The sequence below is a fragment of the Microcoleus sp. CAWBG27 genome (assembly GCF_020883145.1).
GTDB lineage: Bacteria > Cyanobacteriota > Cyanobacteriia > Cyanobacteriales > Microcoleaceae > Microcoleus.
In genome coordinates this window covers 1-24,678 of sequence record NZ_JAHREU010000042.1, presented here as the reverse complement: position 1 = coordinate 24,678, position 24,678 = coordinate 1, and the positions used below count along the sequence as shown (strand labels likewise).

The following is a 24,678-nucleotide window of genomic DNA, read 5'->3' as shown; positions in this document are numbered from 1 at the left end:
TTAAAGGAACCGTACTCCAATGAGCCAGATTCAATCGCTCCACAAACAAGCAATGGATTTAGCCGAAGCAGCAGCAGTCGCCAGCTTAAGAGGTGCGTTGGAGTTGGCTGCACAATTCACGCGCCAAGCCTTTGAACAAGAAACTCAGGCCGCAACCTTAATTGCTAGCGCCCTTGATGCTGAACCCACTCGTTCTGTGCTTCACCGCAGCGCAGCATCTTTAGCGATCGAATGTGGCGAATTACGAATAGCAGAACGTCTAATTGCAACTGCGTTATCTGGCAATCCCCCGGCAGAGATTGCTGAAGAACTCAAAGATTTATTCATCCAGATTAACTTGAGCCAATATCTGAAACGTCAAGGAATCCACATCGACATTAAGGAACTGCGAGGACTGGTAAATCAATAGCACTCGTTGAAGGACTAGAAACAGGTTATAGCATTGAGTTCTTCGATTTGTTGGGAAACACTGTAGCAGTTGTGACGCTACCTGGAAGTTATATCAACTCCGCTAGCATCGGACTCGTATATCTGTCTTAATTTCTAGACGGTTACTGATATCGATGTTTGATGAAAGTGAGAGATTCCAGAGAGAAACCCGGTTTCTGAAACCAGCTAAACCATCCGAGAAACCGGGTTTTGGAATATCGTTTGTACATTGAGGAATCGAGCGTTCTGCTAAGCGTCAAAAAGGCATTGATTATACCTCAGATTCCTCTTCATTTTCTGCATCCTCGCTCGCAAATTCGCCGATGTAATCTCCCACGAGCGGTGTTTAGTTCAAATTTGCCAACACAACCTTTGAGTCGTCGGAGGAAGCGTCACTAACCATCGCTGAATATTCGCCGTTATAGTTGGTAAATTCAGACGGAGATCTCCGAATATTAGATAGACGAATTTGCCAATCGGAAACCTCCTCGTAGGTAAGGTGCTTAGTGTTGGAAGTCGTTGTCCATACCCCCCAAAGACAGGGGTCTTCAAACTGTAGCATTCCTGATTTCCGTAAGTCATAAGATTGCGGAGTTCCGGGCAAGGGAATAATGCTGTAGCACGAAGTCTGAAATTCCAATTGCGGGTTAATCTTTACCAGTTCATCGACCAATTCTGAGATGGCTTCCTCAAGAAGTAACAAGTCCTCATGGTCATCATCGGGTAGCCCGATAATGATGCCATAAGCAATCACAGGTACACCAGTTCTGACCACAGATTTCATCAAGGTACAATGCTCTTGCCAAGGAAGGAGCTTCTTGTAAGCTTCTCGTCCAAAAACGGGACGTTCGGCAGGGATATAAGCCAAAGGACAACCGACTTTGCCGTCCCAGCCAAAGAGTGCTTCAATCAGTTCTTCGTCAGGTCTGAGGTCGCTGCTTTCGTAGTTACGCCCAGCTCCCAGAGTTGTTTTCCTCAGTTCTAAACCATTGGGCCACATGAGAGTTATTCCCATCTCCCGCGCACCATTGGTAATGTCGAGGATCTCTTGTCGCCCCTCAGGAAAGAGTCCGCGGGCGAGGAATTGATCGGAACCGATATTGATCGATCGAGCTCCCGCTTCTTTTTGAATCGCCAACCATTTGAGGGATGTTTCAGGAGACATTCTCCGAAAGCCAGTGCCGTAGGTAGGTGTCATGCAAAAATCGCAGGTGCGATCGCAACCAATGTCAGCTACCAACGAACCTACTGGAACAGTTCCCTGGACATTGGGCAGTGTCCCTAAACACTCCCGCGCCACTTCCACCGATGGTAGTGCCCACTCCTCTGGACTTTTGGCTTTAGCCTTCCTGGGATACTGTCTACCATCTGCGAGAATGACACCCGTGAGTTCTTCTCGTGGGGTTTTTCCCAGTACATAGTCAAAAATAGCCCAATTCGCTGCCCCAGATTTATCCTGAACGACTGCTGCTGCGCCAGCCTTCAAGTAGTGGTGCGGTTCAGCGAAAGCATCCGACCCACCAACGACAATGGGACGACCTCCCTTAGCCAGATGCTCAATCACCATACAAGTGACTTGACGGTCTTGGGAGAAATTCACTGTAATGCCCCAAGCATCGAAGGCATGGGGATCTAGGGCAGCAATTTTGCCCCCAACGTAAGTTTTCCGCAGGGTCATCCCTTTCCAGACAATTTCCCCAAATTCTTCACTATAATTGTCGTCTCTGAGGTTGACCAATCGGGCATCAAATCCCCCAGCTTGCAAGTCAGGAATCAAAACTTGCTTGCTGATTAAGGAACGATGTCTGTATAAAGAAGTCCAATTTTTACCTTCTGCATCATAGAGTCCCGTTGCTGGAGGTTCAATCAGTCCAATTGTGGGAGAGTTTTTAGCTATCATAATGGAGGATTGGGAATGTGGGATAAGAGGATGGGATTTTTTCCGGCTCGCGATCGCCTGCGACACCAGGGAAGCCAATCGCAACCCCTAGACGGTAGCACAAGTCGGTGAGCTACTCTTTAATCAAATCAGACGATAGCATAAAAATAGACTAATCTAGATGAGATGAGTCAAATTGACTATTTTCTTAATCATTTAGTTTTTCGATCTGTTGGGAAATACTGTAGCAGTTGCGACGCTACCTGGAAGTTATTTGCGATTTAATTGAGCGATCCACAACCGATCGCAATTGAACTCACCCCCGAATTGCTGTTGAGCCACCCGTTTGATATAATCTTGTTACTCGATTGTACAAATAGCAATCAAAAGGAAACAGATAATTATGACCGTCGAACAAGCTATTTTGGAAAATGTCAAGGTCTTATCGCCAGATCGGCAACAAGAAGTCTTAGCTTTCATCAAACTCTTGCAGTCCGATAAATGGGAAGATATCTATAAAGGACGATTCAAAGAACTCCAGCAAGAAATTCGTCTGGGAATGGATGCGGCCGATCGAGGTGAAGTAATTAATGCTGAAGATATGTTTCGGAGTTTGCGCTTAAAGCTGCAACAACGTCGCACGCAAGCAGATAGATGAATCAGATTTGTAGATTTACAGTTCCGGCAAGTCGGGATATAGAAAACATTATGGACTATATTGCCGATCGCAGCGGTTTTGATGCAGCAGAAAGCTTTCTCGACAGAATTAACAATAAGTGTCAAACCCTCTCGCAGTTTCCTCCTTCTGGGACGCAATCGGGATGAGTTAATGGAAAATGTACGGAGTTTTCCGATCGATGATTACCTGATTTTCTACTTGTCTGAACTTTAATCGTTGACTAGGTTTGTGAAGAAACCCCGTTTCTGAGTCCCCCCGCGAAATCCAAGAAACCGGGTTTCTGCGACAATTGACGCCTCCCCACGAGATTTTCCGAAGAAACCCGGTTTCTAAACCCCTGCGCGCGATCGCGCCCAACCTTATCTAGCGGTTATAATAGATAAACCTGAGCATTAAAATCGCAAATGTATGACAGCAAAAATACACCTCAGCAACTTGGGTAATTCCTTAGCTTTGCCAATACCGGACTATATTGTAAAATTGTTCAATCTGAAAGCAGATGATTCCGTAATTTGCAGTATAGAAAATGGAAAAATGGTCATAGAACCTGTAAATCAGAAAATTTCCAAATATACCCTAGATGAACTATTAACAGGCGAAATAGAACCCAGCGAATAAATCTCTTGGGGAAAACCAGAAGGAGAAGAAGTTTGGTAAACTACATCCCCGAACGAGGTCATTTCATTCGTCTCAATTTCGATGGACTGATGTTTTGGGAATTATGAAAGTCCAAGCTGAGCATTTGGAGCAGGGTTACTTAACAGACTGGGCCGAACAATTGGGGTTGATTGATGATTTGAATCTAGCTTGTACTGAATCTGGGATTTGATGCGATCGCAAATTGTTCATTTCGTGGCGATCGCACTCACTCCATCTGTATCATTATATGTATGGGCTTTTAAAGCTGAATTATTTTTATGCAAATTATTTTAGGCAACATCACACAACTGAAAGTAGATGCGATCGTCAATGCTGCAAATACCAGTTTGCTTGGAGGTGGTGGAGTAGATGGCGCAATCCACAAAGCAGCAGGCCCGGAACTTCTAGACGAATGTCGATCGCTCCGAGGATGCAAAACCGGGGATGCTAAACTCACAAAAGGATATCGCTTACCTGCGCGCTTCATAATCCACACCGTAGGCCCCGTATGGCAAGGAGGTGGCTGCGGAGAACCCCAACTCTTAGCCCAATGTTACCGCAAGTGCATGGAAATCGCGATCGAGCAAAAGTTCGAGAGTATCGCATTTCCTTGCATTAGCACCGGCATTTACAAATATCCCAAGGATTTAGCAGGTGAGATTGCAGTCAAAATCTGCTACGAAGAAATGCAAAAAAACGGCGCTCCTCAAAACATAACTTTTTGCTGCTTCGATTGGGAGAATCATCAGGTTTATGAGAAGATTGTAGCAATTCTCAGGCAGAAAGGCTATCAAAAAAATGATTCCAGAAATGAAAACCTATTTAGCAGCGACTGAAATTATCGATCGCGATCATCCCGCAATTTTAGCACTCGCGAACAAGATAGCATCACAACATCATACATCAGAGGCGATCGCCCAATCTAGTTTTGAGTGGGTTCGAGACGAAATTCGCCACAGCTACGACTATCAGATGAATCCCGTCACCTGTCGAGCATCAGACGTACTGGAGCACAAAACAGGTTATTGCTTTGCGAAAAGTCACTTATTAGCAGCATTGCTGAGGGCTAACAACATTCCCGCAGGTTTTTGCTACCAAAGATTGAGCTTTGATGACAAAGGTGCGCCCTACACCTTGCACGGTTTCAATGCCATTTACTTACCCAAAGTAGGCTGGTATCGCGTTGATGCAAGAGGAAATCGCGACAATGTTAATGCTCAATTCACACCTCCTCAAGAGCAATTAGCATTTAAAATTCAGTTTCCTGAAGAAGCAGACTTTCAAACCATTTTATCTGAGCCGCTGCGAGTAGTTGTAGAGGCTTTACAAAATCACATTACATGGGATGAACTGCTGCTCAACCTTCCAGACGTTTCTCTAGAGTCCGCACATAAATACGGTCTTGCGATCCACTAGAAATAACTCAGGAAGTAAAATTATATCAATTCTCAGAAAGATGAGGTACGTTGTTGGGCTTCAGCCCTCTTACTCTATTAGTTGACTGTAAATCAAGATTTTTGGAACCAAATTAAGTCCAAATATCAACTGAAAAAACTAATCTAAATAACTAATCTGGCACTCTCAAGCCTTTAATCTTTTCCCCTTTCTCCTCCTCACTCAGCCCCTTACACTGCACCAAAACCCCAAACCCCCCCAAACCCATCTGATCGATCAATTGATACAGCGCTTCCCGCCTGCGTAAAAATGTTGCCAAATCCAATACTTGTGCATCATTTGCAGATAGAGAAGCAATTCTATCGCCCACACCCAACACCATCAAAAACCAAGCCTGCTGAGTAAAACCCATCATCTCCAAGCCGCACAATTCACCTTGTTTTTCCAGCGCCGTAAAATCAGCATGGGCAGTTAAATCTTGCCACCCCACATTAATATAAGGATTGCTGTGATAGCGGTGGCGATAATAACATTGCAGCGTTCCCTCTGTGCGTCTCGGATTGTAATAGCGGTGCGCCGGATGACCGTAATCAATTGTTAACAAATAACCGCGCTGCAATTTTTCTGCAACTGTTTTTATCCACTCTAAAGCTGCTAAATTAACTTCACTGCGATAACCATCCGCATAGACACTCGCCGATAAATCAATTCCTACTAAATCAAAATATTCGGCAATCTTAGGATTTGAAAGCTCGCCTACTATTTCAATAAACTTGCTTCCAGATTGTTCGTCTTGTTCTGCGGATTCGCTAACGTAAATTTCCCGAAGTTGCCCTTGTTCGATGATAAATTGATGAACTGGAAAAGCATCTACTAACTCGTTAGAAAAGAAGCAGCCGACAATCGAGTTATTAGCTATTTCATTCCACTTGCACCACTTGACTATTTTAAATTCAGCTAAATTTTGCTGCTGCACCGCTTGCTGTACAGGAGATATTTCAACAATAATGTATTCTAAAATTTTAAATAAATCGGGATATTGTCGTTGTAGGTATTGCAGTAAATGTGTGGCAAAAATTCCCCGCCCCGCACCCATTTCTACTATAGTAAAAGGATGAGGTTTGCCGAGAATTTGCCACATTTCCACAAATTGCTCGCCCAAAACTTCAGCAAAATCTGCACTCCAATGAGGGGAGGTGATAAAATCTCCTTGTTTGCCGATGTTCGGCCGATCGCCATTATAATAACCATACTGCGGGTGATATAGTGCCAAATCCATATATTCCGCAAAGGTAATGCGCTGCTGGGGACTTGCGGCAATTCTTTCGCTGATTAAAGCGCAGAGTTCTGGGTTGCTATCGTTAATATCTAATTGCTGGACTGTCATAGTTTATAGTTGATGTTATTTTATTTATGAAATAAAGATTTTTTTACCGCAGAGGGCACAGAGGGCGCAGAGGAAGAGAAAAGAGAGAAATTTTGATGTTCATAAATTTGGCATTCATTCTATAACATCTCTGTTTTTCAAAATTTATTATATCATTTTGCAGCCGATCGCAAAATTGAGATTTGAGATTGGCAGTTTTCTATCGCTGTGATAAGCTAGCCTTAGCTTTTAAATATAATCCTTCTGTATGTCGAGAGAGTCATTTTTAGAAGAGTTCAAAAAATCGAGCGAGTTATTATTACCAGCTTATTTAGTTATCTTCGATCTTGCAGACACAAAAAGACGCAATAATTACTTAGGTCACGATGAATTAGACAAAGATATCATCGCCTTCGATAATTTGTTAAAAAATTGCCTTTCTTTAGAAAGATGCAAGAGAATTGCCGGCGATATATGGGTGGCTTGTTTTACAGAACAGCAACTTAATGATATTCCCGATTTGATAGTGAATTACGCACAAGAAGTTCCTATAGTATTAACATTGTGGAAATGCGAGGCGATCGACCCCAAGGGAAATTCTATATTTATTGAAGAAGAGAGAAACGTTTCGATCTGTCGTGCTGTCCGCTGCGGCTATTTGTGGGTTGAAAATGTTAATGAATTAAGTTTCAAAGTCAATGAATTACTAGATAGGGTATGGAGTTTACCTGTTAATAAATTAACTTCCCTAGAGTCAGAGGTAGCTGTTAAGTTACCAAAATGGCAGTGTATCCCCACTGAAAGTTTATCTGTCACTCAGTATTGCCCCTACTGCAACAGCACAAACTTGGGCTGGTTAAGAGTAGATGAGGATATTACTGAGTATATTTGCACGCAGTGCAAAACTGAGCTCATTTTTAGCTGCGATTATTAACCTTCTTTTGTCCAACTGAGGTGAAACCTCGATCTTCAGTGGATTGTATCCTCACAAAATCGTTAATTTTCCCAATAGTGACAAAACAGAGATTAATATACTGCTAACAAGTAGCGATCGCACTTTTTAGCAAATAGCCCAAAAATACGATCGCCCTTTTCCTCTACCTACCTATCCACCGAACCCATGATAATATCAATACTGCCCAGAATCGCCACCAAGTCCGCAATCTTTACACCGCGCACGATGTGGGGCAAAATCTGCAAATTATTGAAATCCGCAGCGCGAATCTTCCAGCGCCAAGGAAACACGCTGTCATCGCCGATAATATAGATTCCCAACTCACCCTTGCCGCTTTCAACGCGCACGTAATGTTCGCCCTTAGGAATCTTGAAAGTTGGCGCTACTTTTTTGCCAATAAACTGATAGTCGAAACTGTTCCACTCAGATTTTGGCCCGCTTTCTAAGCGCTTGGCTTCCAAGTTTTCGTAAGGGCCGCCGGGGAGTGCTTTCAAAGCTTGATAGAGGATTTTAACTGACTCGCGCATCTCGCGAATTCGGACTAAGTAGCGGGCTAAACAATCGCCCGCAGCTTCAGTGCAAACTTCCCAGTCGAAGTCGTCGTAGCATTCGTAATGGTCAACTTTCCGCAAATCCCAATTAACGCCGGAACCCCGCAACATCGGCCCGGAGAGTCCCCAGTTAATCGCTTCGGCGCGGGAAATTGTACCCAAACCTTCAATCCGGCGACGGAAGATAGGGTTGTTGGTGATTAAACGTTCGTATTCGTCAATTTTGGGAAGGAAGTAATCGCAGAAATCTTCGCACTTGTCTACCCAACCGTAGGGTAAATCTGCTGCGACTCCGCCGATGCGGAAGTAGTTGTTGTTTACCATGCGGTAGCCGGTGGCTGCTTCCCACAAGTCGAGAATTGGTTCGCGATCGCGCATAGTGTAGAAAAAGGGAGTTTGCGCGCCCACGTCTGCCAAAAACGGCCCCACCCACATCAAGTGGTTAGCAATCCGGTTCAACTCCAGCATGATTACCCGAATGTAACTCGCCCGTTTGGGCACAGCTATATTCGCTAACTTTTCCGGTGCATTGACTGTGACTGCTTCATTAAACATCCCCGCAGCGTAGTCCCAGCGGCTCACGTAGGGGACGTACATCACGTTGGTGCGGTTTTCGGCAATTTTTTCCATGCCGCGGTGCAGATAGCCCAAAACAGGCTCGCAGTCCACTACGTCTTCGCCGTCTAGGGTGACAATCAACCTCAGTACGCCGTGCATGGATGGGTGGTGCGGGCCCATGTTGAGCACCATTGGTTCGGTTCTAGTCTCGATTCTTGACATAATTAAATGACTTAATGATTACTGACTATTGTTGATTTTTGTTTCACTTTTATAGATTATGAAGGATATCGAGCTCTCTGAGAAGGACACCCCTGGATCGGATGTCTGCGCTGACACCTATCACGTTCCAGTTTTAGGTAATGAATTAATTACGGGTTTAGCTGTGCGTGCCGGCGGGCGCTATTTGGATGCGACGCTTGGGGGCGGCGGACACACGAGTTTGATTTTGGCGGCCGCCCCTGATGTGACGGTGGTGGCGATCGATCGCGATGAAGAAGCCATCCGTTTTTGCCGGGCCCGATTTGCTAACTCGCCCGTCGAGTTTTGGCACGGCAATTTTGCCCAATATCAGTCTCCTGATGCCAAATTTGATGGTATTATAGCAGATTTGGGTGTTAGCTCGGCTCAGTTCGATACACCGGAACGAGGCTTTAGTTTTCGCCATCCAGCTCAACTAGATATGCGTATGGACCAGCAGCAATCTTTGACCGCAGAAGAGATTATCAATCACTGGGAAGAAGTTAAACTAGCAGATATTATTTACAAGTACGGCGAGGAACGACTGTCTCGGCGCATCGCGAGGCGGATTGTGCAATCGCGTCCTTTTGAAACTACTACAGAGCTCGCAGGTGCGATCGCGTCTACCTTCCCACCCAAGCAGCGCAACGGTAGAATCCATCCCGCCACCCGCACTTTCCAAGCTTTAAGGATAGCTGTCAACTCCGAACTTGCGTCTTTAGATACTTTCCTCAGCCAAGCGCCTAAATGGTTAAAACCCGGTGGGAGAATGGGAATTATTACTTTTCACAGTCTCGAAGACAGGCCGGTCAAGCACCAGTTGAGAGCAACAGAGTGTTTGCAGGTACTGACAAAAAAGCCGATCGTCCCCCAATCCGACGAACTTGCTAGAAATCCCCGCTCTCGTTCTGCTAAGCTCAGACTGGCAGAAAAATTAACTTGATTCGGCAGTAAGCGGAATAAAGGACGAGCTCTCAAAGGCGGCGAGGTCTGGTAAGACCGCGACCGGATGCAAGTTCCGAACTTCCTTGTAGTATCACGCGTCATGGCACTGACCTATGAAACCCGAACCCCTCACGCAGATTCGGCTCCGCTGAATCCGCCAAGGGTACTTGACAAGCTAGTTTTAGACCTGATTAATTCGCCTAGGAGTAGGGAATAGCATGAGTCGGGGAGATGGAAGCAAACTGAAACTAATGGTGGTCGATGACGAACCCGACAACTTGGATTTGCTGTACCGGACGTTTCGACGCGATTTTCAGGTTTACAAAGCAGATAGCGCCCTCAGCGCCCTGGAAGTTCTAGACGAACAGGGCGAGATGGCGGTGATTATATCTGACCAGCGGATGCCAGAAATGAATGGTACCGAGTTCTTGGGGAAAACAGTCGAACGTTTTCCGGATACAATTCGGATTCTGCTGACGGGATATACCGATGTTGAAGACTTGGTAGAGGCAATTAATGCAGGTCAAGTTTTCAAATACATCACCAAACCGTGGAATCCTGAAGAACTGAAATCAGTTATCAATCAAGCGTCAGAAACTTACAAATACTACAAGCAGCGCAGCGTTGCACTGCGTCGCGCTTTACGTAAGGAATCTCTGTTTAATGAGGTGATGAGCGTGATTCGCGGGTCGCTAGATTACTCTAGTATGGTACAAACTATTGTTCAAACCGTAGGTCAAACTTTTGAGGCCAACTATTGTATGCTGCGGCCGGTAGAGGTCGATCGACTATTACCCAGTACCTTTCCCTACCAAGCCCAAAACGCCGAACCTAGCAGCTTTTCTTTTGATGAAAATTTGCTGGTTCAAGCCGTAGCCAGCCGCCAAACTCAAGTCAGCGCCAACAGTGGGGCTGACGGTAACTCGGTTGAGATTGCTGTGCCCCTAACTTATCAGCAAGACTTGCTGGCGGTACTAGCCCTGTGTCAGCAAGGTGGCACTAACCCTTGGTCGGGAGAAGAGATAGAGTTAATAGAAGGTGTAGCAGCTCAAGCTGCTCTCGCCCTGTCTCAAGCTAAGCTCTATCAGCGCACTCTGGATTTAGCCAATCAGATGCAAAACGAGTTGGAGGTGGCCCGCCAAATCCAAACAAACTTGTTGCGCCAAAGTTGGCCGGATTTTGAAACTGTCAGGGTGCAAGCTTGTTGCTATCCCGCGCGGGAAGTTGGCGGTGACTTTTTTGAGGTCTACGTCCACTCTCAAGGGGATATTTGGATAGCTGTGGGAGATGTTTCCGGTAAGGGTGTTCCGGCTGCTCTATTTATGGCTAGCGCGATTTCGGTGATGCGGCGCGAACTTTCTCAAGAAGTTTCTCCCGAACCCGAGAGAGTGATGCAGAATATGAACAGCAGTATGGCTGACGATCTGATCGGCAACAACCATTTTATTACCATGGTTGTAGCTCGTTACACTCCGTCAACGGGACACCTGGCTTTTGCTAATGCCGGTCACATTTATCCCATCGTTTGGTCTAACTCAGAGGTGAAAGCTCAAGCAGCTAGCGGTGGAACACCAGCAGAGCCGAATTTCCTCAAAGCTCGCGGTATTCCCTTGGGGATATTGCCAGTCTGGAAAGGTAAAGCTGGTGCGATCGAATTAAAGTCAGGAGATGTATTTCTGCTGACAAGTGACGGGATTACTGAAGCTAGCGTGACCACTAAGGCGGTCGCAGGGGGCGAAGAAACCCGTTCTATGCTACAACAAGAAGGGCTTTGGCAACTTTTGATTCAAGAGCCTGGTTCCTTCAACTTGGACAATTTGTTGGCTTACATCCGAGCTGACAATCCCGTTCAGGAAGATGACCAAACCATACTCTCTCTGGAGGTTCTCTGAATCTGTCAGTCATGCCGACGAAGAGTCGGGGGCTTTGGGTCTCAAAAACTCCAGCCGTCAGTTGAGGGCCTACAGATTAATACAGAGAACGCGGGCGATCGTCTTCGTTGGCGTAGCCCCCGTAGGGGCGGGCTTCGCTAACGGCAAAAGTTAGAGAACTAGCACGTCAGTCGATTTTAGATTTTAGATTTTAGATTTTAGATTTTAGATTTTAGATTTGACTCTCGCATTGAATCTGGGAGCTTGAACTTTCCTCTAAAATTTGGATCTCTCCACGACTGAAGTAGGTGGCACGGTATCCGTTTTTGGGCGGGTCAATGCCTAACTTTTAACTGATGCTTTGCGATCGACGCTTTCAAAAAAGTCTATTGCATCGATCGCCCGCTATTGAGTATCCTCTATGTAGTGGCAAATATTAACGCCAGATAAATTTGGTGCGTCATGTTTCATAAAACTAATACGGGATGCGGGAAACTCAGAGACTTTAGTCCTTCCTAGGAAAGTGACGCGGAGGACTTTAGTCCCCGTGTTCTTCGTAGTATGATACAATTTAGATTGTGAGTAAGAACAAAAACATCTACGTGTTGAAACATCCTAGTATCGGAGAAATCCCTGCAACTTAGTACGCAAGAGTGAGAGGCAACACAAAAAGAGCTAATAATGGCAGGATGTCGAGCGTACCGCGTCTTGGCAAGCGTGATGGATTCTGAAAGCATTAGAAACAACAATCATTAGCTAGTAACTATCGCTTGACGATGAGTGACTAAGTAGACGGCGCTTGACGGTCGTAACGAGATTAGATTTAGGTCACACCCTTTGTCTAATTCTGTCAGTAGAATCTCAGCGGCTTTAGCCCGCTTGAGTGTCAAACCTGGTCTGAAGACACAGGGTTTTCAAACTTACGGGATTTTTTTATGAATACTGAGCTTCATGTGCCAAGCGACTTGCGGTTTTTAACAATAGTTGAAAATTGGTTGCTGAGCAGTTTGGAAGTTGAGCTAGGAGAGCACGTCGATTGGCCGCGTCAGTCGAATCGTTTGCGCTTGGTGTTAGCAGAAGCCTATTCTAACGTGATCCGCCATGCTCACAAAGATCAACCCAATCTGCCAGTTTTAATTCGCTTGAATTTAAAAAATCGGGATATTGGTTTAGAAATTTGGGATTACGGTAAAGGTTACGAAATGGATACTTACAGTCCCCCGAGGCCGGAAGCTAAACAAGAAAGTGGCTATGGCTGGCTGATTATGAGCCGACTTATGGATCGGGTGGACTACACTTTGCAATTAGACGGTCGTAACTGTCTGAAGTTGGAAGCGAGTTTGCCGGAAAAATCTTAATTAGTCATTAGTCATTAGTCATTAGTCATTAGTGATTGACAATGTTTTTGATTCTAGTGGTTGTCTGTCGCACCGTTTAGTCATTAGTCATTAGTCATTAGTCATTAGTGATTGACAATGTTTTTGATTCTAGTGGTTGTCTGTCGCACCGTGCGGTGACAGCCACTTTTTCTTGCAATCTCGTCCCTCTCTAACCAGACTCTAAGATTGTAGAGCCGAAGGAAGAAGAAAGAATTAAGAAGAAACAAGCAACAGTAGCTGTAGGGTGCGTCGCTATTAAAAATCCGTAAAGAAAAGCGACTTTTAGAGTAGCGACGCACCTCTATCGCGAGTTAAGCAAACAACTCCTCGTTTTACTCATCCCCAACAATTATGTACCAATACTTTTTATAAATCGTATAACATAACAACGTTTTAGCTGTCGGCTGCGGTTGCTCTAGGTACTGTTGCGGGCTGATAAATACTGAAAAAATCGGCTTTCTATAGCGTTGGCTATGCTTAGATAGATGGGAGCCTCTCAGTTTTGATTTTATAGTGCTGTCCCCGAAGAGCGATATATTCAACACTCGCTTTTCGGGGATAGCACTGTAAAAAAATTGCTTTTTTGCATTCATTGGGATGCTCCCTCTGGAGATGAGGTTATTCCTCACTATAAAACAATTTCATTGCGGTCGCTTTCTTGGCAATTACCAATTACCAATTTGTGCCTCACTCCCTGGATAATTCCTATATCAAGAACCAAATTTCTTAGGCCGTAGAGTCAGCAATTCTTGGGGAGATGCTAAGAGTTTGACGGTAACAGAAACAATTTCTTGCTGAAAATTGAGCAAAAAAAACCATCCGACATTAATACCAAATGCGGGAGTTTGCACCCGGCCGCTGACCTGAATTTCAACTGTTCCATCTTCTAAAATTTTGCTTACACTTTGCTGGGGTTCGAGATGCATTCCTGGCGCTTCTGTTTTTAGATAACTGGCGATCGAGCTTTTGCCGATAATTGGCTCTTCAAAGGGCGCGTGCAGAACTCCGTCCTCAGCAAACAGATTAGCGGTGGATTCAAAATCACCCGCGTTAAAAGTTTCAAAATATTGCTGTACCGCAGGCTTTGTGACACCGACGATATTTATAGAGCGAGTTAAAATAGGTCGAGTTGTGGCGGTCATATAAGAAGTGATTTGAGATGAATAAATCTAATGTAATCATTCTCTCGGTCGCAGGAAATCCATCAAAAGATATAACTAGGGTCATAAATTTTATCTAAAAAATCAATAATGCTATGCGCCTCCTGGAGCTTTGAGGCCGATCGACCGAAATCGTACCAGTTACCAAAAATAATGCAACTGTAGGCAAGTCGCAAACCCTTATGCCATCAGCCATTCCCAATCCTTGAATCCTTCAAATCTCAAATCTCAAATCTCAAATCTCAAATCTCAAATCAACTAAACCCAGACACCTCGTGGCATCTGGGTTGCTGTAGAGTCTTTGTTAAACAAGAAGATGCTATTTCCGCATCAAATTCATCAATTCCTTAGGAGAAGCCAACAAGTCGATCGCCACAAAGAAAATTTGACCTTGAGGATCGAGCATAAACCGCCACGCGATGTTCATACCCACATTCGCGCCGAACCAAGGAGTTTCGACTTTACCCGTGACTTTGACTTGGCGGTAGCCATCTTCAGCCGGCTCCGACACACCTCGCTCGGGCAGCATTTTCAGGCCGATGCACTCTTCCCGCATATAGTTGAGGATAGCTTCGCGACCGACGATCGGCTTTTGGAAAGGCGGTTGGAGAGCACCGTCTTCAGCAAATAAACCGACGGCTGGGGTGAAGTCGAAGGCGTTCATGTTGTCGATGTAGCTGAGCACAGTTTGCTCGCTGATACCCTCAATCTTGGTTTTCACCCGCTCTGCTACAGCCGTAGGAGTGCTGCGAGGAGCAGAGCGTTTGCCGTATTCTTGGCTGAAATCGGGATCGTAGCCCATGTGAACTACGGTGTTGCGAAGTACAGTAATTTGTTGACCCGGATCGAGCTTCTTGATGCTTTCAAGGACTGTGGTTGCTTCGGGAGACATTTGATAGCCAGCAGGGATGGGAGCGACAGCGCCCTGTTTCATCAACTGTCCCAACTCGTACCAGAAACCGAGTTTAGTGTTGACGCGCAAGGAAGTGTAAATCCGGCCGATGGTGGTGTCGGCATTGCTTGCTAGGTCAAACATGGTTTTGCTTTGAGCAGCCGGCGACATCTGTTTGATTTCGCCCAGCACGCCTTCGACAAGCGCCATGCTCGCTACTCCGGGGGCTGCTGCGGTGATAGAAATGCCCATTTCGGTGTAAGCATACCAGAGCAGTGCTAGTTGGTCTTCGACGCTGAGTTTGTAGAAAGCGTCGGTAGTAGCCGGAACAGCACTAGCAATCTCGGTGTTGGAGAAAATAGATTGAGCGGATTGAATACTAACTGCCATGTGTATATTCTGCGATTCGCTGTGGGTTTTACTTGCGTACTTGAATAGGCGAATCGAATTCTCCCTTCATTACATTATGTAACGTTGTGTGAAATCTTTAACATTTTAGAGTTCAAATTTATAAATATAAAGGTTGCAAAAGTATTATCAATGCTGTCCCAAATTAAGCTCAAGATTGCTAGACTTGTGACGCATTTTGTGCATTTGATTATAATCCTATGAAAATATCAATTAATAGCGATCGCATTAAGCAAAAAGCCCTAGAGTTAGGATTTCACAAGATTGGGATCGCCTCAGCACAAACCCAAACCCAGGTAGATGCACAAAGATTGCAGGCTTGGCTGGACAACGGTTATCAGGCGGATATGGCATGGATGACCAACCCGAAACGGCTGGATATTCGATCGCTCGTGCCAGACGTGCAGTCATTAATATGTGTCGCCCTCAATTACTACACGCCTCACCAACGCCCCGAGAATCCCTCGTTGGAGGGAGACGATGCAGTCAGAGAGTATGCTAAAATCTCTCGCTACGGTTGGGGGCGGGATTACCACAAAATTCTGCACAAAAAACTCAAGCTGTTAGCAAATTGGGTGCGATCGCAAGGCGAAGGAATTGAAGCACGGTATTATGCTGATACCGGGCCGGTTCAGGATAAAATGTGGGCCCAGCGGGCGGGGATTGGCTGGATTGCTAAAAATGGCAATGTGATTTCGCGGGAATACGGTTCTTGGATGTTTTTGGGCGAAATCTTGACTAATGTGGAGTTAGATCCCGACGCGCCACACACCGAACATTGCGGTACTTGCACTCGCTGCATTGAGGCCTGTCCGACGAAAGCAATTACTGAGCCTTTTGTCGTGAATGCCGATCGGTGCATAGCTTATCATACGATCGAGAATCGGGCCGAAAAACTGCCCGACGAAATAGCATCTAATTTACAAGGTTGGGTAGCAGGTTGCGATATTTGTCAAGATGTTTGTCCTTGGAATCAGCGATTTGCCAAACCAACGGATGTTGCAGAATTTGAGCCTTATCCTGAAAACATAGCACCAACGCTTGCAGAATTAGCCACAATTTCCGATGAAGAATGGAACCGCCGATTTACAGCTTCGGCACTGCGGCGAATTAAACCCGAAATGCTACGCAGAAATGCCAAAGCAAATCAAATAAAAGGTTCGTAGTGAGGACTAAAGTCCGCATCCAAGAAAGGACTAAAGTCAAAAGGTTCGTAGTGAGGACTTTAGTCCGCATCCAAGAAAGGACTAAAGTCCTCACTACGAACCAATATTATTATAGGAATTCTCGAAGGACATACTATCATTAGTAGTTACCGTATTTTTTTCTTATTCCTGCTTCTCAAATTTATGTCGGCCCATGAACCCACACAATACGATGCAATTTTGGGCGGTAAAAATCCACCTCCAATTAATGCTGCTGTCTTGGGCGGCATAGCAGGAGTCAAGCAACGCTTAGCCAGCCCCCTAGCTGAAGCAAGGTTAGCAGCACTTTCGGATGCTTTGAACTACCCAGAAGCAGGTTTAGAAGCAGCAATTACAGTTTTTGACGATGGTGACGAGCGGGTGCGAGCTGCCGCCGCTGCCATGTTTTGTCGGGAAGAACAAATTAGCTTGCTTAAAAAAAGTACAACAATCTGGAATAAATGGAGAGTGCAAAATATACTTTTATTGGGCGGATATTTAGATTTGAGTTGGGCAAATTTGAGCGGATATAATTTGAGTGGAGCTAACTTGAGGGAGTCTAATTTAGCAGGAGCAAGTTTTGAAGGCTGTAATTTACAAAATGCTAAAATTTTTCAGAGTAACTTGGAAGTAAGTAATCTTAAAAATGCCGATTTGAGTGGAGCTAACCTGAGTCGCTCGAATCTCAGCGGGGCTGATTTGCAGGGAGCAAATCTGAGTCAAGCAAACCTCCGTTTAGTTAATTTGCGCCAAGCTAATTTATGTCAAACTATCCTGAAAAAAGCTAAACTTGGTGGGGCTGATTTGAGCGGTGCGGATTTGACTGGTGCGGATTTGACTGGTGCTGATTTGAGTCTGGCCAATCTGGAGGGAGCAAAATTGACAGGAGCAAATCTGGCGGGGATTAAATTAATTCGATCGAACTTGAATGGCTCAAATTTTAATAGGTTTGTTTTGGCAGGAGCTAATCTGCGGTGGAGTACCTTCGCAGGTGCTTGTTTTGCGGGAGCTAATTTGCGCGGTGCTAATTTGGAGAAAACTGATTTGACAAATGCTGATTTTTCTCAAGCAGATTTTACGGGAGCTAACCTGTGCGATGCAGATTTTAATAAGGCTAATTTAGCTGGTGCTAATCTCAGTGGTGCTATTACCAAAAGAGCAAATTTCCTGAAAGCAAATCTCAGCGGGGCTAATTTCACACAGGCTAATCTGAGCGGTGCTATTTTGAAAAAAGCTAATATTGATGGGGTGATTTTTAATGAAGCTAATCTTTCGCGATGTGCTTGGAGATGATAATTAGTCTTGTTTGATTTCTATGAGGGATTGAATATGGATAAACGGCAACGCTGTTTTGTCTGCAAGAATAGTTTTCAACAGCCGCATTTTTTTTATAGCGGTTTGTGTTGTGATTGTGGCGAAGTGAATTATGCAAAACGCAACGAAACGGCTAATTTGCAGGGACTGTTTGCTTTGGTGACGGGAGCGAGGGTAAAAATTGGCTATGCTGTAACTCTGAGGTTGCTGAGGGCTGGTGCTTCGGTAATTGTTACCACTCGTTTTCCTCGCGATGCTGCTCAAAGGTATGCTGGAGAATTGGATTTTGGCGATTGGGGCGATCGCCTGCACGTTTACGAGTTAGACTTGCGGTATATTGCGAAGGTTGAGCGTTTTGCAGAACACCTCACATCTTGCTATCCCCGACTCGATATTATTGTCAACAATGCGGCTCAAACCGTTCGTCGTCCTCCGGAATTTTACCAGCATTTGAGGGATTTAGAGGCTCTGCCTTTCGAGGTTTTGCCTGCGGAAATTAAGCGGCTGGTAGCGCGAACGCACTTTTTGGCTGATAATATTGGTGGCGATATGTCAAAAAAGTCGATCGCACCCGAAGATTCAGACAGTAAAACTCTCAGCACTTTAGCTGTCTCTTTGGATGGAGAAAACTTGATATCAGAGGAAGATAACCCTAGTTGGTTTCCGGTGGGGATGTACGATAGCGACGGACAGCAAATAGATTTGCGCCCTTTCAACAGTTGGCTGATGAAAGACGATGAGGTGAGCATTTTGGAGTTGTTAGAAGTTCATGTAATCAATGCAATCGCTCCTTTTGCAATCAACAGCAGGCTCAAGCGACTAATGAACAATCTTCCAGACAACTGCAAATATATTATCAATATTTCCTCAAAAGAAGGGCAATTTGACGGTGACAAATCTTGGCGTCACCCGCATACTAACATGGCAAAAGCCTCACTGAACATGATGACTCGCACCTGCGCCAAAGAGTACGCCAAACACAAGATTTTTATGAATGCAGTCGATCCGGGATGGGTGAGTTTTCTACACCCTCATCCTCAAGTTTTAACGATGCAAGCACGTGGCGTTCAACCTCCTTTTGATGCGATAGATGCGGCGGCACGAATTTGCGCCCCGATTTATGCGGGCATAAATGAGAAACGCTATGTTTATGGTAAATTATTTAAAGATTATGCTGATTCGCCCTGGTGATAAGTAGAAGGAAGAAGGAAGTTCGGCAACGGATTATGTAGCGGATGTAGCGGATGTCACGAATTCTGTTTGATGAAAGTCGCAAGAAGGAAAAAGGAAGAAGTTGTGATTTATGATTTATTTGTGGGGTGCATCAGCTAGAAAAAATTTGAGATAAATGAAATATTTCAAAACTGACGCATCGGGAAAAATTGGTGCGTCAGTTTTGAGATTGTTAGCAGGAAATAACAATTATCGCAACTGACGCACCCTACTTTATAGTTATTTATGTCTAGGTGCATCAGTTTTACGATTCTCAAATTGTGGCATTTAAAATGTATAATGCAATGGGGCAGTGTAGCTTAGTGGTAGAGCGATCGCCTCTTCAAGGCGAGAGACAACCGTTTGATTCGGTTCGCTGCCACCAGCAACGTAGTTTAAATGGTAGAATTCCCTGGAGTATACCGGGAGATGCGGGTGCGATTCCCGCCGTTGCTATCTTTTTTTGCGTTAACAATCAAGAGGTAATGAGTAATATAGAAGAGATTTACCCTTCGTGATGTAATCTTCCCCAATGACGAAAGTAATTATTTTTGATTTTGACGGTACTTTAGCAGATACAATCGATATTCTCCTGAATATCACCAACCGTTTGTCAGTAGAATTCGGCTTTAAGTCTGCGACAAAAGATGAACTGGCTCAATTAAGCAACTTAACTTCTTGGCAAATCCTCCGGTATTCTGGAATTTCTCTCTTCAAATTCCCGCTGCTGATTAGAAAATTGAAAGCAGAGTTGCACAGCGAAATGCCTAATATTGAATTATTTGCGGGAATTAAAGAAGTTTTGCTGGAGTTAAAGAACCTTGGCTTTCAACTAGGCATTATCACCTCTAATTCCCAAGAGAATGTCTTAGCCTTGCTAGAAATCAACGGGTTGCAAAACACTTTCAGCTTTGTTTACTCTGGTTCAACTTTTGGCAAACATAAAGTTATTAATAAATGGCTGAAAAAAGAGCATATAAATCCTGAAGAAGTCGTGTATGTAGGAGATGAAATCCGAGATATAGATGCTGCTAGAAAAACTGGTATTAAGGTAATTTCGGTAAGTTGGGGTTTTAATTCTCAGGAAGTTTTGGCTGCACACAATCCCGATTTTTTGATTGAACGGCCTCAGGAATTGCTCGATATTATGAGTAATCTGGGAAGACTGTAACTTTTTGTAAAGAAATATTTTACATTGTAAAGTAGTAAATACTTTATGTCCGGACAGGTTGAAGAAATTGATTGAGGCTGATATAAAGAAAAAGGAAAAGATTTACTCGATCGCTCAAAATAAAGAGGAACAGTATTATGTCAGCCTTTGAAACTTTCTTGACGTTCGGCTTTGCTTCAGTTTTCGCCGTAGCTACTTTAGCAACTTGGTTGCGTTTCACCAACCCGCCTTCTGCCAAGCGCAATTAGTTCTCTTATTTTTTGAATTTGGTATAATATTTTGAGAAAAGCAATCCCAAATGCTTTTAGCGATGGGATAGGTCGTGGGCGTAGCTCAGCCGAGGCGGGTCAATCCGCTCGAAGTGAAAGCGAAAGGGGAGGGACTTGATGCCTCCCACGTCATGTCATAGATGACTATACTTTTACCAGCTATTAGAGTCGGGTTTCTTAACCTGATGGATAATTCGCCGAAACCCTGTTTCTATGGAAATGTTTTGCCATCCATATAGATATTTTCTCAGAAACCAGGTTTCTTAGACTTTGCATAATTCCCAGAAACCCGGTTTCTCTCGAAATGTTTTGCTACCCAGCAGATATTTTCTCAGAAACCGGGTTTCTTAGACTTTGCGTAATTCCCAGAAACAAAGAAAGAATAATCTTTTAGTCTGCTTCACTTCGTTTCAGTGCGGCTAAAACTGCTTGCTGGCTAACTGTTTGGTAGATTTTGCTCAAATGCTGTTTGATGGCGTCTGATGCGGGGGAGGATTTGGTAGTTGTCAGTTTGGCGTCGGTTGCCAGGGGAATGGGGCCTAAAATATCTAATACGGTTTCGCTGCTGGGCGGTGGCACAATCACGACTAGAGATGATTCTAGCTGCTGGTTGTATTCCCAAAAGCGATCGACCTTTGGCACTTTAGCATTCGCGGCGGGGGAATTGTCATCGGTGTTTGGCTGGGAATTTTCCTCTGCTTGGGTACCCCGTCTCTGGCGGAGTGCGGTTAAAATTTGCTCTTTGGTTCTACCGCGCAGTTGAAACAGTACAAAGGGGTCTTCGCCGAAGCGATCGCCCAATAAGTAGTATACTGCACTGATGTGTTTGCAAGGATTTTTCGGGTCAGGACAGCTACAGCGCGATCGAATATCTGACAAACTTAACGGAAATAGGGTTTTTCCGGCCGCGGCAAATACATCTTCAATATTGTGAGGCATTTCTCCTGCTAATAGTTTAGCTGAAAAAACCGCTCTTTGCGACATATTTTCAATCACGTATTCCCAATCTTCATCGCTCAAGGTATCGAGTCCCAAAGAAACTTGATAGGGTTTTGGTTCGCTACCTTGAACTATAGCTATTACTTCTTGATTGGGAAATTTAATACTGAGAACTTTACCTTCGCGAGCATATTGCCACCCACGTTCTAATCGCTTTTTGAAGCGGTAGGTATTGATTAAATCGAGCCATTGTTGCGTCCACCATTCTCTGTCAATCATAAGCCGAAGGAAGAAGGAAGAAGGAAGAAGGAAGAAGGAAGAAGGAAGAAGGAAGAAGAAGAAGGTTTGTAGTGAGGACTTTAGTCCGCAAAAATAAGGAAGAAGGAAGAAGGAAGAAGGTTTGTAGTGAGGACTTTAGTCCGCAAAAATAAGAAAAAAATAATAAGGTTTGTAGTGAGGACTTTAGTCCGCGTTTAAGAAGGACTGAAGTCCTCACTACGAACCAACAAAAATTATTCTTCTTCTGTTTCTATGATAGCATTGCGATCGAGAATTAGTAAATTGCGAAGTTGGTCAGTATCGAGTTCAGTCAGCCAGTTTTCGCCCGCGCTGACTACTTGTTCGGCTAGAGCTTTCTTACTTTCGATCATATCGTGAATTTTCTCCTCTAAGGTGCCAGTACAGACAAATTTGTGAACTTGCACATTTCTCGTTTGACCGATCCGAAATACGCGGTCAGTTGCCTGATTTTCTACTGCGGGATTCCACCATCTATCGTAGTGGAAAACGTGAGTAGCTCTAGTTAAATTTAAGCCTGTACCGCCAGCTTTCAACGATAATATCATAATCGGCGGGCCTTGCGGATCGTGCTGGAAGCGATCGATCATTTCTTCCCGCTGCTGCTGCTTAATGCTGCCGTACAAAAACAAAACTTCTCGCCCCAAATGCTGTTCTAGATGCGGTTTCAGGAGTTTTCCCCATTCAGCAAATTGAGTGAAAATCAAAGCCCTATCGCCCTCAGCGACCACCTCTTCCAACATTTCCACCAACCGCTGCAATTTTCCCGATTCTTGGCTGTTAATGCTCAATTCTTTGGGCTTACCTTCTGCTTTTACAAGGGCAGGATGGTTGCAAAGTTGCTTCAGTTTGACCAGCAAAGCCAGAATCATGCCCCGGCGCTGAATGCCTTCGGCTGATTCTAAATTAGCGATTGACTCTTCAACTACTTTCTGATATAGTGCCGCCTGTCCTGACGCGAGCCCGCAAAATACAGTCATTTCCTGTTTTTCCGGCAAATCTTGGATGATTGACTTGTCGGTTTTGAGGCGGCGGAGGATGAAAGGCTGCACGAGCGATCGCAAAGTATGCAATGATTCTCTATCGCCATATTTCTCGATCGGAATAGCAAATCGGCGCTGAAAGAAATTGCGCGGGCCCAAATATCCGGGATTGAGAAACTCTAAAATTGACCACAATTCTTGCAATCTATTTTCCACCGGAGTTCCCGTCAGCGCAATTCTAAAAGATGCTTCGATTTGCCGCACTGCTTGCGACTGTTTCGCCTCAGAATTCTTAATGTTTTGCGCTTCATCTAAAACCAATCCCTGCCATTTAGTGCTTTGAATTTCTTTAGCATCGCGAAACACCAGGGAGTAACTGGTAACTATTAAATCTTTTCCCTTAATTGCGGCCGCAAATGCTTTGCCTTTAGCGCGTTGGTCTCCATAATGTAGTAATACTTTCAACGTCGGGCCAAACTTCTTGACTTCGCGTTCCCAATTCCCCAAGACTGATGTCGGACAAACCAGTAATGTGGGATTTTTCAGAGCTTGATTTTCTTGTAAATGTAATAATAATGCAATTAGTTGAGGGGTCTTACCACAACCCATATCGTCCGCGAGACAAGCACCCAAACCCCAGCGTTCTAAGAAGGCAAGCCAGCCAACTCCCAACGCTTGATAAGGCCGCAATTCTCCTCGGAAACTAGCTGGCGCGATCGCACTTACGGCCTCATTATTATTTAAAGTATTCAACAATTCCTGAAGTTGACCAGTTGCTTCAAAATTCACCACCGGCAACTTTTCAATCATCTGAGAATCGCCCGAAGCCAACCGCAAAGCATCTTCCAAAGAAAGAGTCATTTGCTCTTTGCGACTGGCAAAGAAACTTTGAGCCGCCCTGACATCGGTTGCGCGCAACTCCACCCACTCGCCGTTAATTTCCACCAAAGGCGAATTCAACGCGATCAAGTTGTCAAATTCTGCCTTAGAAATGCGCTGTCCGCCGATCGTCAATTCCCACTTAAAACTTAACAGACTTTGCAAGCCCAGCCCGCCGCCACTTTCTCCTGCTCCCCCCCTTAGCAAGGGGGGGTTGGGGGGGGTTGTTTCCGCTTGAATGCTCAAACCCAAACGACTCGCCCAACCATCAGCCTTTGTCAAACTCGGCGGCAAAACTACGCCCAACCCGCTATCAGCAAACCGCCAAGCCACAGACTTAATAAACTCGTAAGCTTGCAGCGGATTTAGTTGACAAGATTGCGGTCGTTGTGCTTGCAAAGTCGGCTCAATTAACGGATAAAGTTTCGAGGCTAAGCCCAAACCGCTGAGTAAAGTTTCTTGAGGCAATTCAATTGTCCGCCCCGCATAATTTAAACGTTCGACAGAGTTGTTCCAAACAGTTGTCGCATCTACCAAAAAATCGGTTTCATCCACTGCTTGCAAGCAATAATTTAAACTCCAGTTAACTTTCCCTGGCGATGGCGGTATTAGTTGAAAACAAGTGTGAAATTGATTTTGCTGAGATAGTTGATTTTGCAGCGGTGCAGCCCAAGCAGTCAGCTTGGTTGCCAACTTTTCCAAAGCTGCTGATTCTGCTTGTACAATCCCAGATTCCTGCTGCAAAGCTTGCAACCATTCGCGGGTTGGAGAAACTGTTTTGATATCTAAAGTTGAGCCAGCAGCCGTTAGCGCAGCCCTCGAAGCCGATCGCACTTCACAATCTACCACACTACTCAAAAACCCCAAGACCAAATCCTCCGCCCCCACTGGCAAATCCACCGCCAAAGCCAATTCCCCGATTTCTGCTTCGCTTTTCCCTTCTTCCTTCTTCCCTCTTCGGCTCTTCTGGAGTCAAGGTGATAAGCAAACCTAATCAGAAAAGCAAGCTAATAGCCTTGCTCGAAAGTTATCAAAGTTCATAAAGCCATAGGCTTGTCGCTTAATCAACTTAATTCGATTGTTA

23 protein-coding genes, 2 tRNA genes and 1 pseudogene are annotated in these 24,678 nt (G+C 44.8%); 18 read left to right on the top strand and 8 right to left on the bottom strand.

Annotated elements, in window-relative coordinates:
- The first annotated feature begins 19 nt into the window (after positions 1-19).
- Positions 20-409 carry a hypothetical protein gene (locus QZ938_RS21255; protein WP_293350538.1) on the top strand — a complete coding sequence of 130 codons (390 nt, stop codon included), beginning with the start codon at positions 20-22 and terminating at the stop codon, positions 407-409.
- Positions 410-775: 366 nt separating this feature from the next.
- Here the strand turns inward: QZ938_RS21255 and QZ938_RS21250 are convergent, their stop codons facing one another.
- Positions 776-2,329 carry a radical SAM protein gene (locus tag QZ938_RS21250; protein ID WP_293150504.1) on the bottom strand — a complete coding sequence of 518 codons (1,554 nt, stop codon included), beginning with the start codon at positions 2,327-2,329 and terminating at the stop codon, positions 776-778.
- 382 nt (positions 2,330-2,711) lie between these two features.
- Here QZ938_RS21250 and QZ938_RS21245 point away from each other — a divergent pair, with 382 nt between their 5' ends.
- The 5 genes from QZ938_RS21245 to QZ938_RS21225 all read left to right on the top strand — a co-directional run bounded on the left by QZ938_RS21245 (position 2,712) and on the right by QZ938_RS21225 (position 5,042).
- The gene (locus QZ938_RS21245) at positions 2,712-2,966 is read left to right on the top strand and encodes a hypothetical protein (RefSeq protein WP_293350535.1); all 255 of its coding nucleotides are present in this window, start codon (positions 2,712-2,714) and stop codon (positions 2,964-2,966) included.
- A complete protein-coding gene (locus QZ938_RS21240; RefSeq protein WP_293350532.1) occupies positions 2,963-3,133 on the top strand; it encodes a type II toxin-antitoxin system RelE/ParE family toxin in 171 nt (56 codons plus the stop codon). Before QZ938_RS21245 ends, QZ938_RS21240 begins: the two co-directional genes overlap by 4 nt.
- A 262-nt stretch (positions 3,134-3,395) precedes the next feature.
- A complete protein-coding gene (locus QZ938_RS21235) occupies positions 3,396-3,605 on the top strand; it encodes an AbrB/MazE/SpoVT family DNA-binding domain-containing protein (RefSeq protein WP_293350529.1) in 210 nt (69 codons plus the stop codon).
- Positions 3,606-3,904: 299 nt separating this feature from the next.
- Complete coding sequence (locus tag QZ938_RS21230) at positions 3,905-4,462, top strand: O-acetyl-ADP-ribose deacetylase (protein ID WP_293350526.1); 558 nt, start codon at positions 3,905-3,907, stop codon at positions 4,460-4,462.
- Positions 4,425-5,042, top strand: coding sequence for a transglutaminase family protein (locus tag QZ938_RS21225; RefSeq protein ID WP_293350523.1), 618 nt, complete (start codon positions 4,425-4,427; stop codon positions 5,040-5,042). Before QZ938_RS21230 ends, QZ938_RS21225 begins: the two co-directional genes overlap by 38 nt.
- A 151-nt stretch (positions 5,043-5,193) precedes the next feature.
- Here QZ938_RS21225 and QZ938_RS21220 read toward each other — a convergent pair whose 3' ends face one another.
- Complete coding sequence (locus tag QZ938_RS21220; protein ID WP_293350520.1) at positions 5,194-6,408, bottom strand: class I SAM-dependent methyltransferase; 1,215 nt, start codon at positions 6,406-6,408, stop codon at positions 5,194-5,196.
- 247 nt (positions 6,409-6,655) lie between these two features.
- Here QZ938_RS21220 and QZ938_RS21215 point away from each other — a divergent pair, with 247 nt between their 5' ends.
- Positions 6,656-7,321 carry a hypothetical protein gene (locus QZ938_RS21215; protein WP_293350517.1) on the top strand — a complete coding sequence of 222 codons (666 nt, stop codon included), beginning with the start codon at positions 6,656-6,658 and terminating at the stop codon, positions 7,319-7,321.
- A gap of 167 nt (positions 7,322-7,488) precedes the next feature.
- Here the strand turns inward: QZ938_RS21215 and QZ938_RS21210 are convergent, their stop codons facing one another.
- Positions 7,489-8,673: an NAD(P)H-quinone oxidoreductase subunit H gene (locus QZ938_RS21210; protein WP_293122540.1), complete on the bottom strand. Its 1,185-nt coding sequence runs from the start codon at positions 8,671-8,673 to the stop codon at positions 7,489-7,491.
- Positions 8,674-8,731: 58 nt separating this feature from the next.
- Here QZ938_RS21210 and rsmH point away from each other — a divergent pair, with 58 nt between their 5' ends.
- From rsmH to QZ938_RS21190, 4 genes are all read left to right on the top strand, one after another.
- The gene (gene rsmH, locus QZ938_RS21205) at positions 8,732-9,634 is read left to right on the top strand and encodes a 16S rRNA (cytosine(1402)-N(4))-methyltransferase RsmH (protein ID WP_293350514.1); all 903 of its coding nucleotides are present in this window, start codon (positions 8,732-8,734) and stop codon (positions 9,632-9,634) included.
- Positions 9,635-9,854: 220 nt separating this feature from the next.
- The gene (locus QZ938_RS21200; protein ID WP_293150474.1) at positions 9,855-11,528 is read left to right on the top strand and encodes a SpoIIE family protein phosphatase; all 1,674 of its coding nucleotides are present in this window, start codon (positions 9,855-9,857) and stop codon (positions 11,526-11,528) included.
- A complete protein-coding gene (locus QZ938_RS21195) occupies positions 11,494-11,682 on the top strand; it encodes a hypothetical protein (protein WP_293150471.1) in 189 nt (62 codons plus the stop codon). Before QZ938_RS21200 ends, QZ938_RS21195 begins: the two co-directional genes overlap by 35 nt.
- A 760-nt stretch (positions 11,683-12,442) precedes the next feature.
- Complete coding sequence (locus QZ938_RS21190; protein WP_293150468.1) at positions 12,443-12,865, top strand: anti-sigma regulatory factor; 423 nt, start codon at positions 12,443-12,445, stop codon at positions 12,863-12,865.
- Between the two features lie 731 nt (positions 12,866-13,596).
- Here QZ938_RS21190 and QZ938_RS21185 read toward each other — a convergent pair.
- Positions 13,597-14,028 carry a nuclear transport factor 2 family protein gene (locus tag QZ938_RS21185; RefSeq protein WP_293331952.1) on the bottom strand — a complete coding sequence of 144 codons (432 nt, stop codon included), beginning with the start codon at positions 14,026-14,028 and terminating at the stop codon, positions 13,597-13,599.
- A gap of 337 nt (positions 14,029-14,365) precedes the next feature.
- On the bottom strand, positions 14,366-15,328 hold the full coding sequence (locus QZ938_RS21180) for an orange carotenoid protein N-terminal domain-containing protein (RefSeq protein ID WP_293350511.1): 963 nt from the start codon (positions 15,326-15,328) through the stop codon (positions 14,366-14,368).
- 218 nt (positions 15,329-15,546) lie between these two features.
- Here QZ938_RS21180 and queG point away from each other — a divergent pair, with 218 nt between their 5' ends.
- The 7 genes and pseudogenes from queG to QZ938_RS33110 form a co-directional block, all read left to right on the top strand.
- Positions 15,547-16,512: a tRNA epoxyqueuosine(34) reductase QueG gene (gene queG / locus QZ938_RS21175; RefSeq protein WP_293350508.1), complete on the top strand. Its 966-nt coding sequence runs from the start codon at positions 15,547-15,549 to the stop codon at positions 16,510-16,512.
- 183 nt (positions 16,513-16,695) lie between these two features.
- Positions 16,696-17,823: a pentapeptide repeat-containing protein gene (locus tag QZ938_RS21170; RefSeq protein WP_293350505.1), complete on the top strand. Its 1,128-nt coding sequence runs from the start codon at positions 16,696-16,698 to the stop codon at positions 17,821-17,823.
- Positions 17,824-17,859: 36 nt separating this feature from the next.
- Positions 17,860-19,035: an SDR family oxidoreductase gene (locus QZ938_RS21165; protein WP_293350502.1), complete on the top strand. Its 1,176-nt coding sequence runs from the start codon at positions 17,860-17,862 to the stop codon at positions 19,033-19,035.
- A 330-nt stretch (positions 19,036-19,365) separates the two neighbouring features.
- Positions 19,366-19,441 (top strand) — tRNA-Glu (locus QZ938_RS21160).
- A tRNA-OTHER gene (locus QZ938_RS21155) sits at positions 19,441-19,512 on the top strand. Before QZ938_RS21160 ends, QZ938_RS21155 begins: the two co-directional genes overlap by 1 nt.
- A 76-nt stretch (positions 19,513-19,588) precedes the next feature.
- Positions 19,589-20,227: an HAD-IA family hydrolase gene (locus QZ938_RS21150; RefSeq protein WP_293350499.1), complete on the top strand. Its 639-nt coding sequence runs from the start codon at positions 19,589-19,591 to the stop codon at positions 20,225-20,227.
- A 270-nt stretch (positions 20,228-20,497) separates the two neighbouring features.
- A pseudogene (locus QZ938_RS33110) lies at positions 20,498-20,636 on the top strand (RNA-guided endonuclease TnpB family protein); the annotation flags it as partial.
- A 250-nt stretch (positions 20,637-20,886) separates the two neighbouring features.
- Here the strand turns inward: QZ938_RS33110 and QZ938_RS21145 are convergent.
- From QZ938_RS21145 to QZ938_RS21135, 3 genes are all read right to left on the bottom strand, one after another.
- Complete coding sequence (locus QZ938_RS21145; protein ID WP_293350496.1) at positions 20,887-21,714, bottom strand: SWIM zinc finger family protein; 828 nt, start codon at positions 21,712-21,714, stop codon at positions 20,887-20,889.
- A gap of 233 nt (positions 21,715-21,947) precedes the next feature.
- The gene (locus QZ938_RS21140; protein ID WP_293365636.1) at positions 21,948-24,506 is read right to left on the bottom strand and encodes a DEAD/DEAH box helicase; all 2,559 of its coding nucleotides are present in this window, start codon (positions 24,504-24,506) and stop codon (positions 21,948-21,950) included.
- A gap of 78 nt (positions 24,507-24,584) precedes the next feature.
- The gene (locus QZ938_RS21135) at positions 24,585-24,668 is read right to left on the bottom strand and encodes a transposase (RefSeq protein ID WP_293158237.1); all 84 of its coding nucleotides are present in this window, start codon (positions 24,666-24,668) and stop codon (positions 24,585-24,587) included.
- Positions 24,669-24,678 lie beyond the last annotated feature (10 nt).

What these genes read in the sequence shown, in the direction of transcription:
- QZ938_RS21255 (WP_293350538.1), top strand. Translation starts at nt 20, where the DNA reads ATGAGCCAGATTCAATCGCTCCACAAACAAGCAATGGATTTAGCCGAA.
- QZ938_RS21250 (WP_293150504.1), bottom strand. Translation starts at nt 2,329, where the DNA reads ATGATAGCTAAAAACTCTCCCACAATTGGACTGATTGAACCTCCAGCA.
- QZ938_RS21245 (WP_293350535.1), top strand. Translation starts at nt 2,712, where the DNA reads ATGACCGTCGAACAAGCTATTTTGGAAAATGTCAAGGTCTTATCGCCA.
- QZ938_RS21240 (WP_293350532.1), top strand. Translation starts at nt 2,963, where the DNA reads ATGAATCAGATTTGTAGATTTACAGTTCCGGCAAGTCGGGATATAGAA.
- QZ938_RS21235 (WP_293350529.1), top strand. Translation starts at nt 3,396, where the DNA reads ATGACAGCAAAAATACACCTCAGCAACTTGGGTAATTCCTTAGCTTTG.
- QZ938_RS21230 (WP_293350526.1), top strand. Translation starts at nt 3,905, where the DNA reads ATGCAAATTATTTTAGGCAACATCACACAACTGAAAGTAGATGCGATC.
- QZ938_RS21225 (WP_293350523.1), top strand. Translation starts at nt 4,425, where the DNA reads ATGATTCCAGAAATGAAAACCTATTTAGCAGCGACTGAAATTATCGAT.
- QZ938_RS21220 (WP_293350520.1), bottom strand. Translation starts at nt 6,408, where the DNA reads ATGACAGTCCAGCAATTAGATATTAACGATAGCAACCCAGAACTCTGC.
- QZ938_RS21215 (WP_293350517.1), top strand. Translation starts at nt 6,656, where the DNA reads ATGTCGAGAGAGTCATTTTTAGAAGAGTTCAAAAAATCGAGCGAGTTA.
- QZ938_RS21210 (WP_293122540.1), bottom strand. Translation starts at nt 8,673, where the DNA reads ATGTCAAGAATCGAGACTAGAACCGAACCAATGGTGCTCAACATGGGC.
- rsmH (WP_293350514.1), top strand. Translation starts at nt 8,732, where the DNA reads ATGAAGGATATCGAGCTCTCTGAGAAGGACACCCCTGGATCGGATGTC.
- QZ938_RS21200 (WP_293150474.1), top strand. Translation starts at nt 9,855, where the DNA reads ATGAGTCGGGGAGATGGAAGCAAACTGAAACTAATGGTGGTCGATGAC.
- QZ938_RS21195 (WP_293150471.1), top strand. Translation starts at nt 11,494, where the DNA reads ATGACCAAACCATACTCTCTCTGGAGGTTCTCTGAATCTGTCAGTCAT.
- QZ938_RS21190 (WP_293150468.1), top strand. Translation starts at nt 12,443, where the DNA reads ATGAATACTGAGCTTCATGTGCCAAGCGACTTGCGGTTTTTAACAATA.
- QZ938_RS21185 (WP_293331952.1), bottom strand. Translation starts at nt 14,028, where the DNA reads ATGACCGCCACAACTCGACCTATTTTAACTCGCTCTATAAATATCGTC.
- QZ938_RS21180 (WP_293350511.1), bottom strand. Translation starts at nt 15,328, where the DNA reads ATGGCAGTTAGTATTCAATCCGCTCAATCTATTTTCTCCAACACCGAG.
- queG (WP_293350508.1), top strand. Translation starts at nt 15,547, where the DNA reads ATGAAAATATCAATTAATAGCGATCGCATTAAGCAAAAAGCCCTAGAG.
- QZ938_RS21170 (WP_293350505.1), top strand. Translation starts at nt 16,696, where the DNA reads ATGTCGGCCCATGAACCCACACAATACGATGCAATTTTGGGCGGTAAA.
- QZ938_RS21165 (WP_293350502.1), top strand. Translation starts at nt 17,860, where the DNA reads ATGGATAAACGGCAACGCTGTTTTGTCTGCAAGAATAGTTTTCAACAG.
- QZ938_RS21150 (WP_293350499.1), top strand. Translation starts at nt 19,589, where the DNA reads ATGACGAAAGTAATTATTTTTGATTTTGACGGTACTTTAGCAGATACA.
- QZ938_RS21145 (WP_293350496.1), bottom strand. Translation starts at nt 21,714, where the DNA reads ATGATTGACAGAGAATGGTGGACGCAACAATGGCTCGATTTAATCAAT.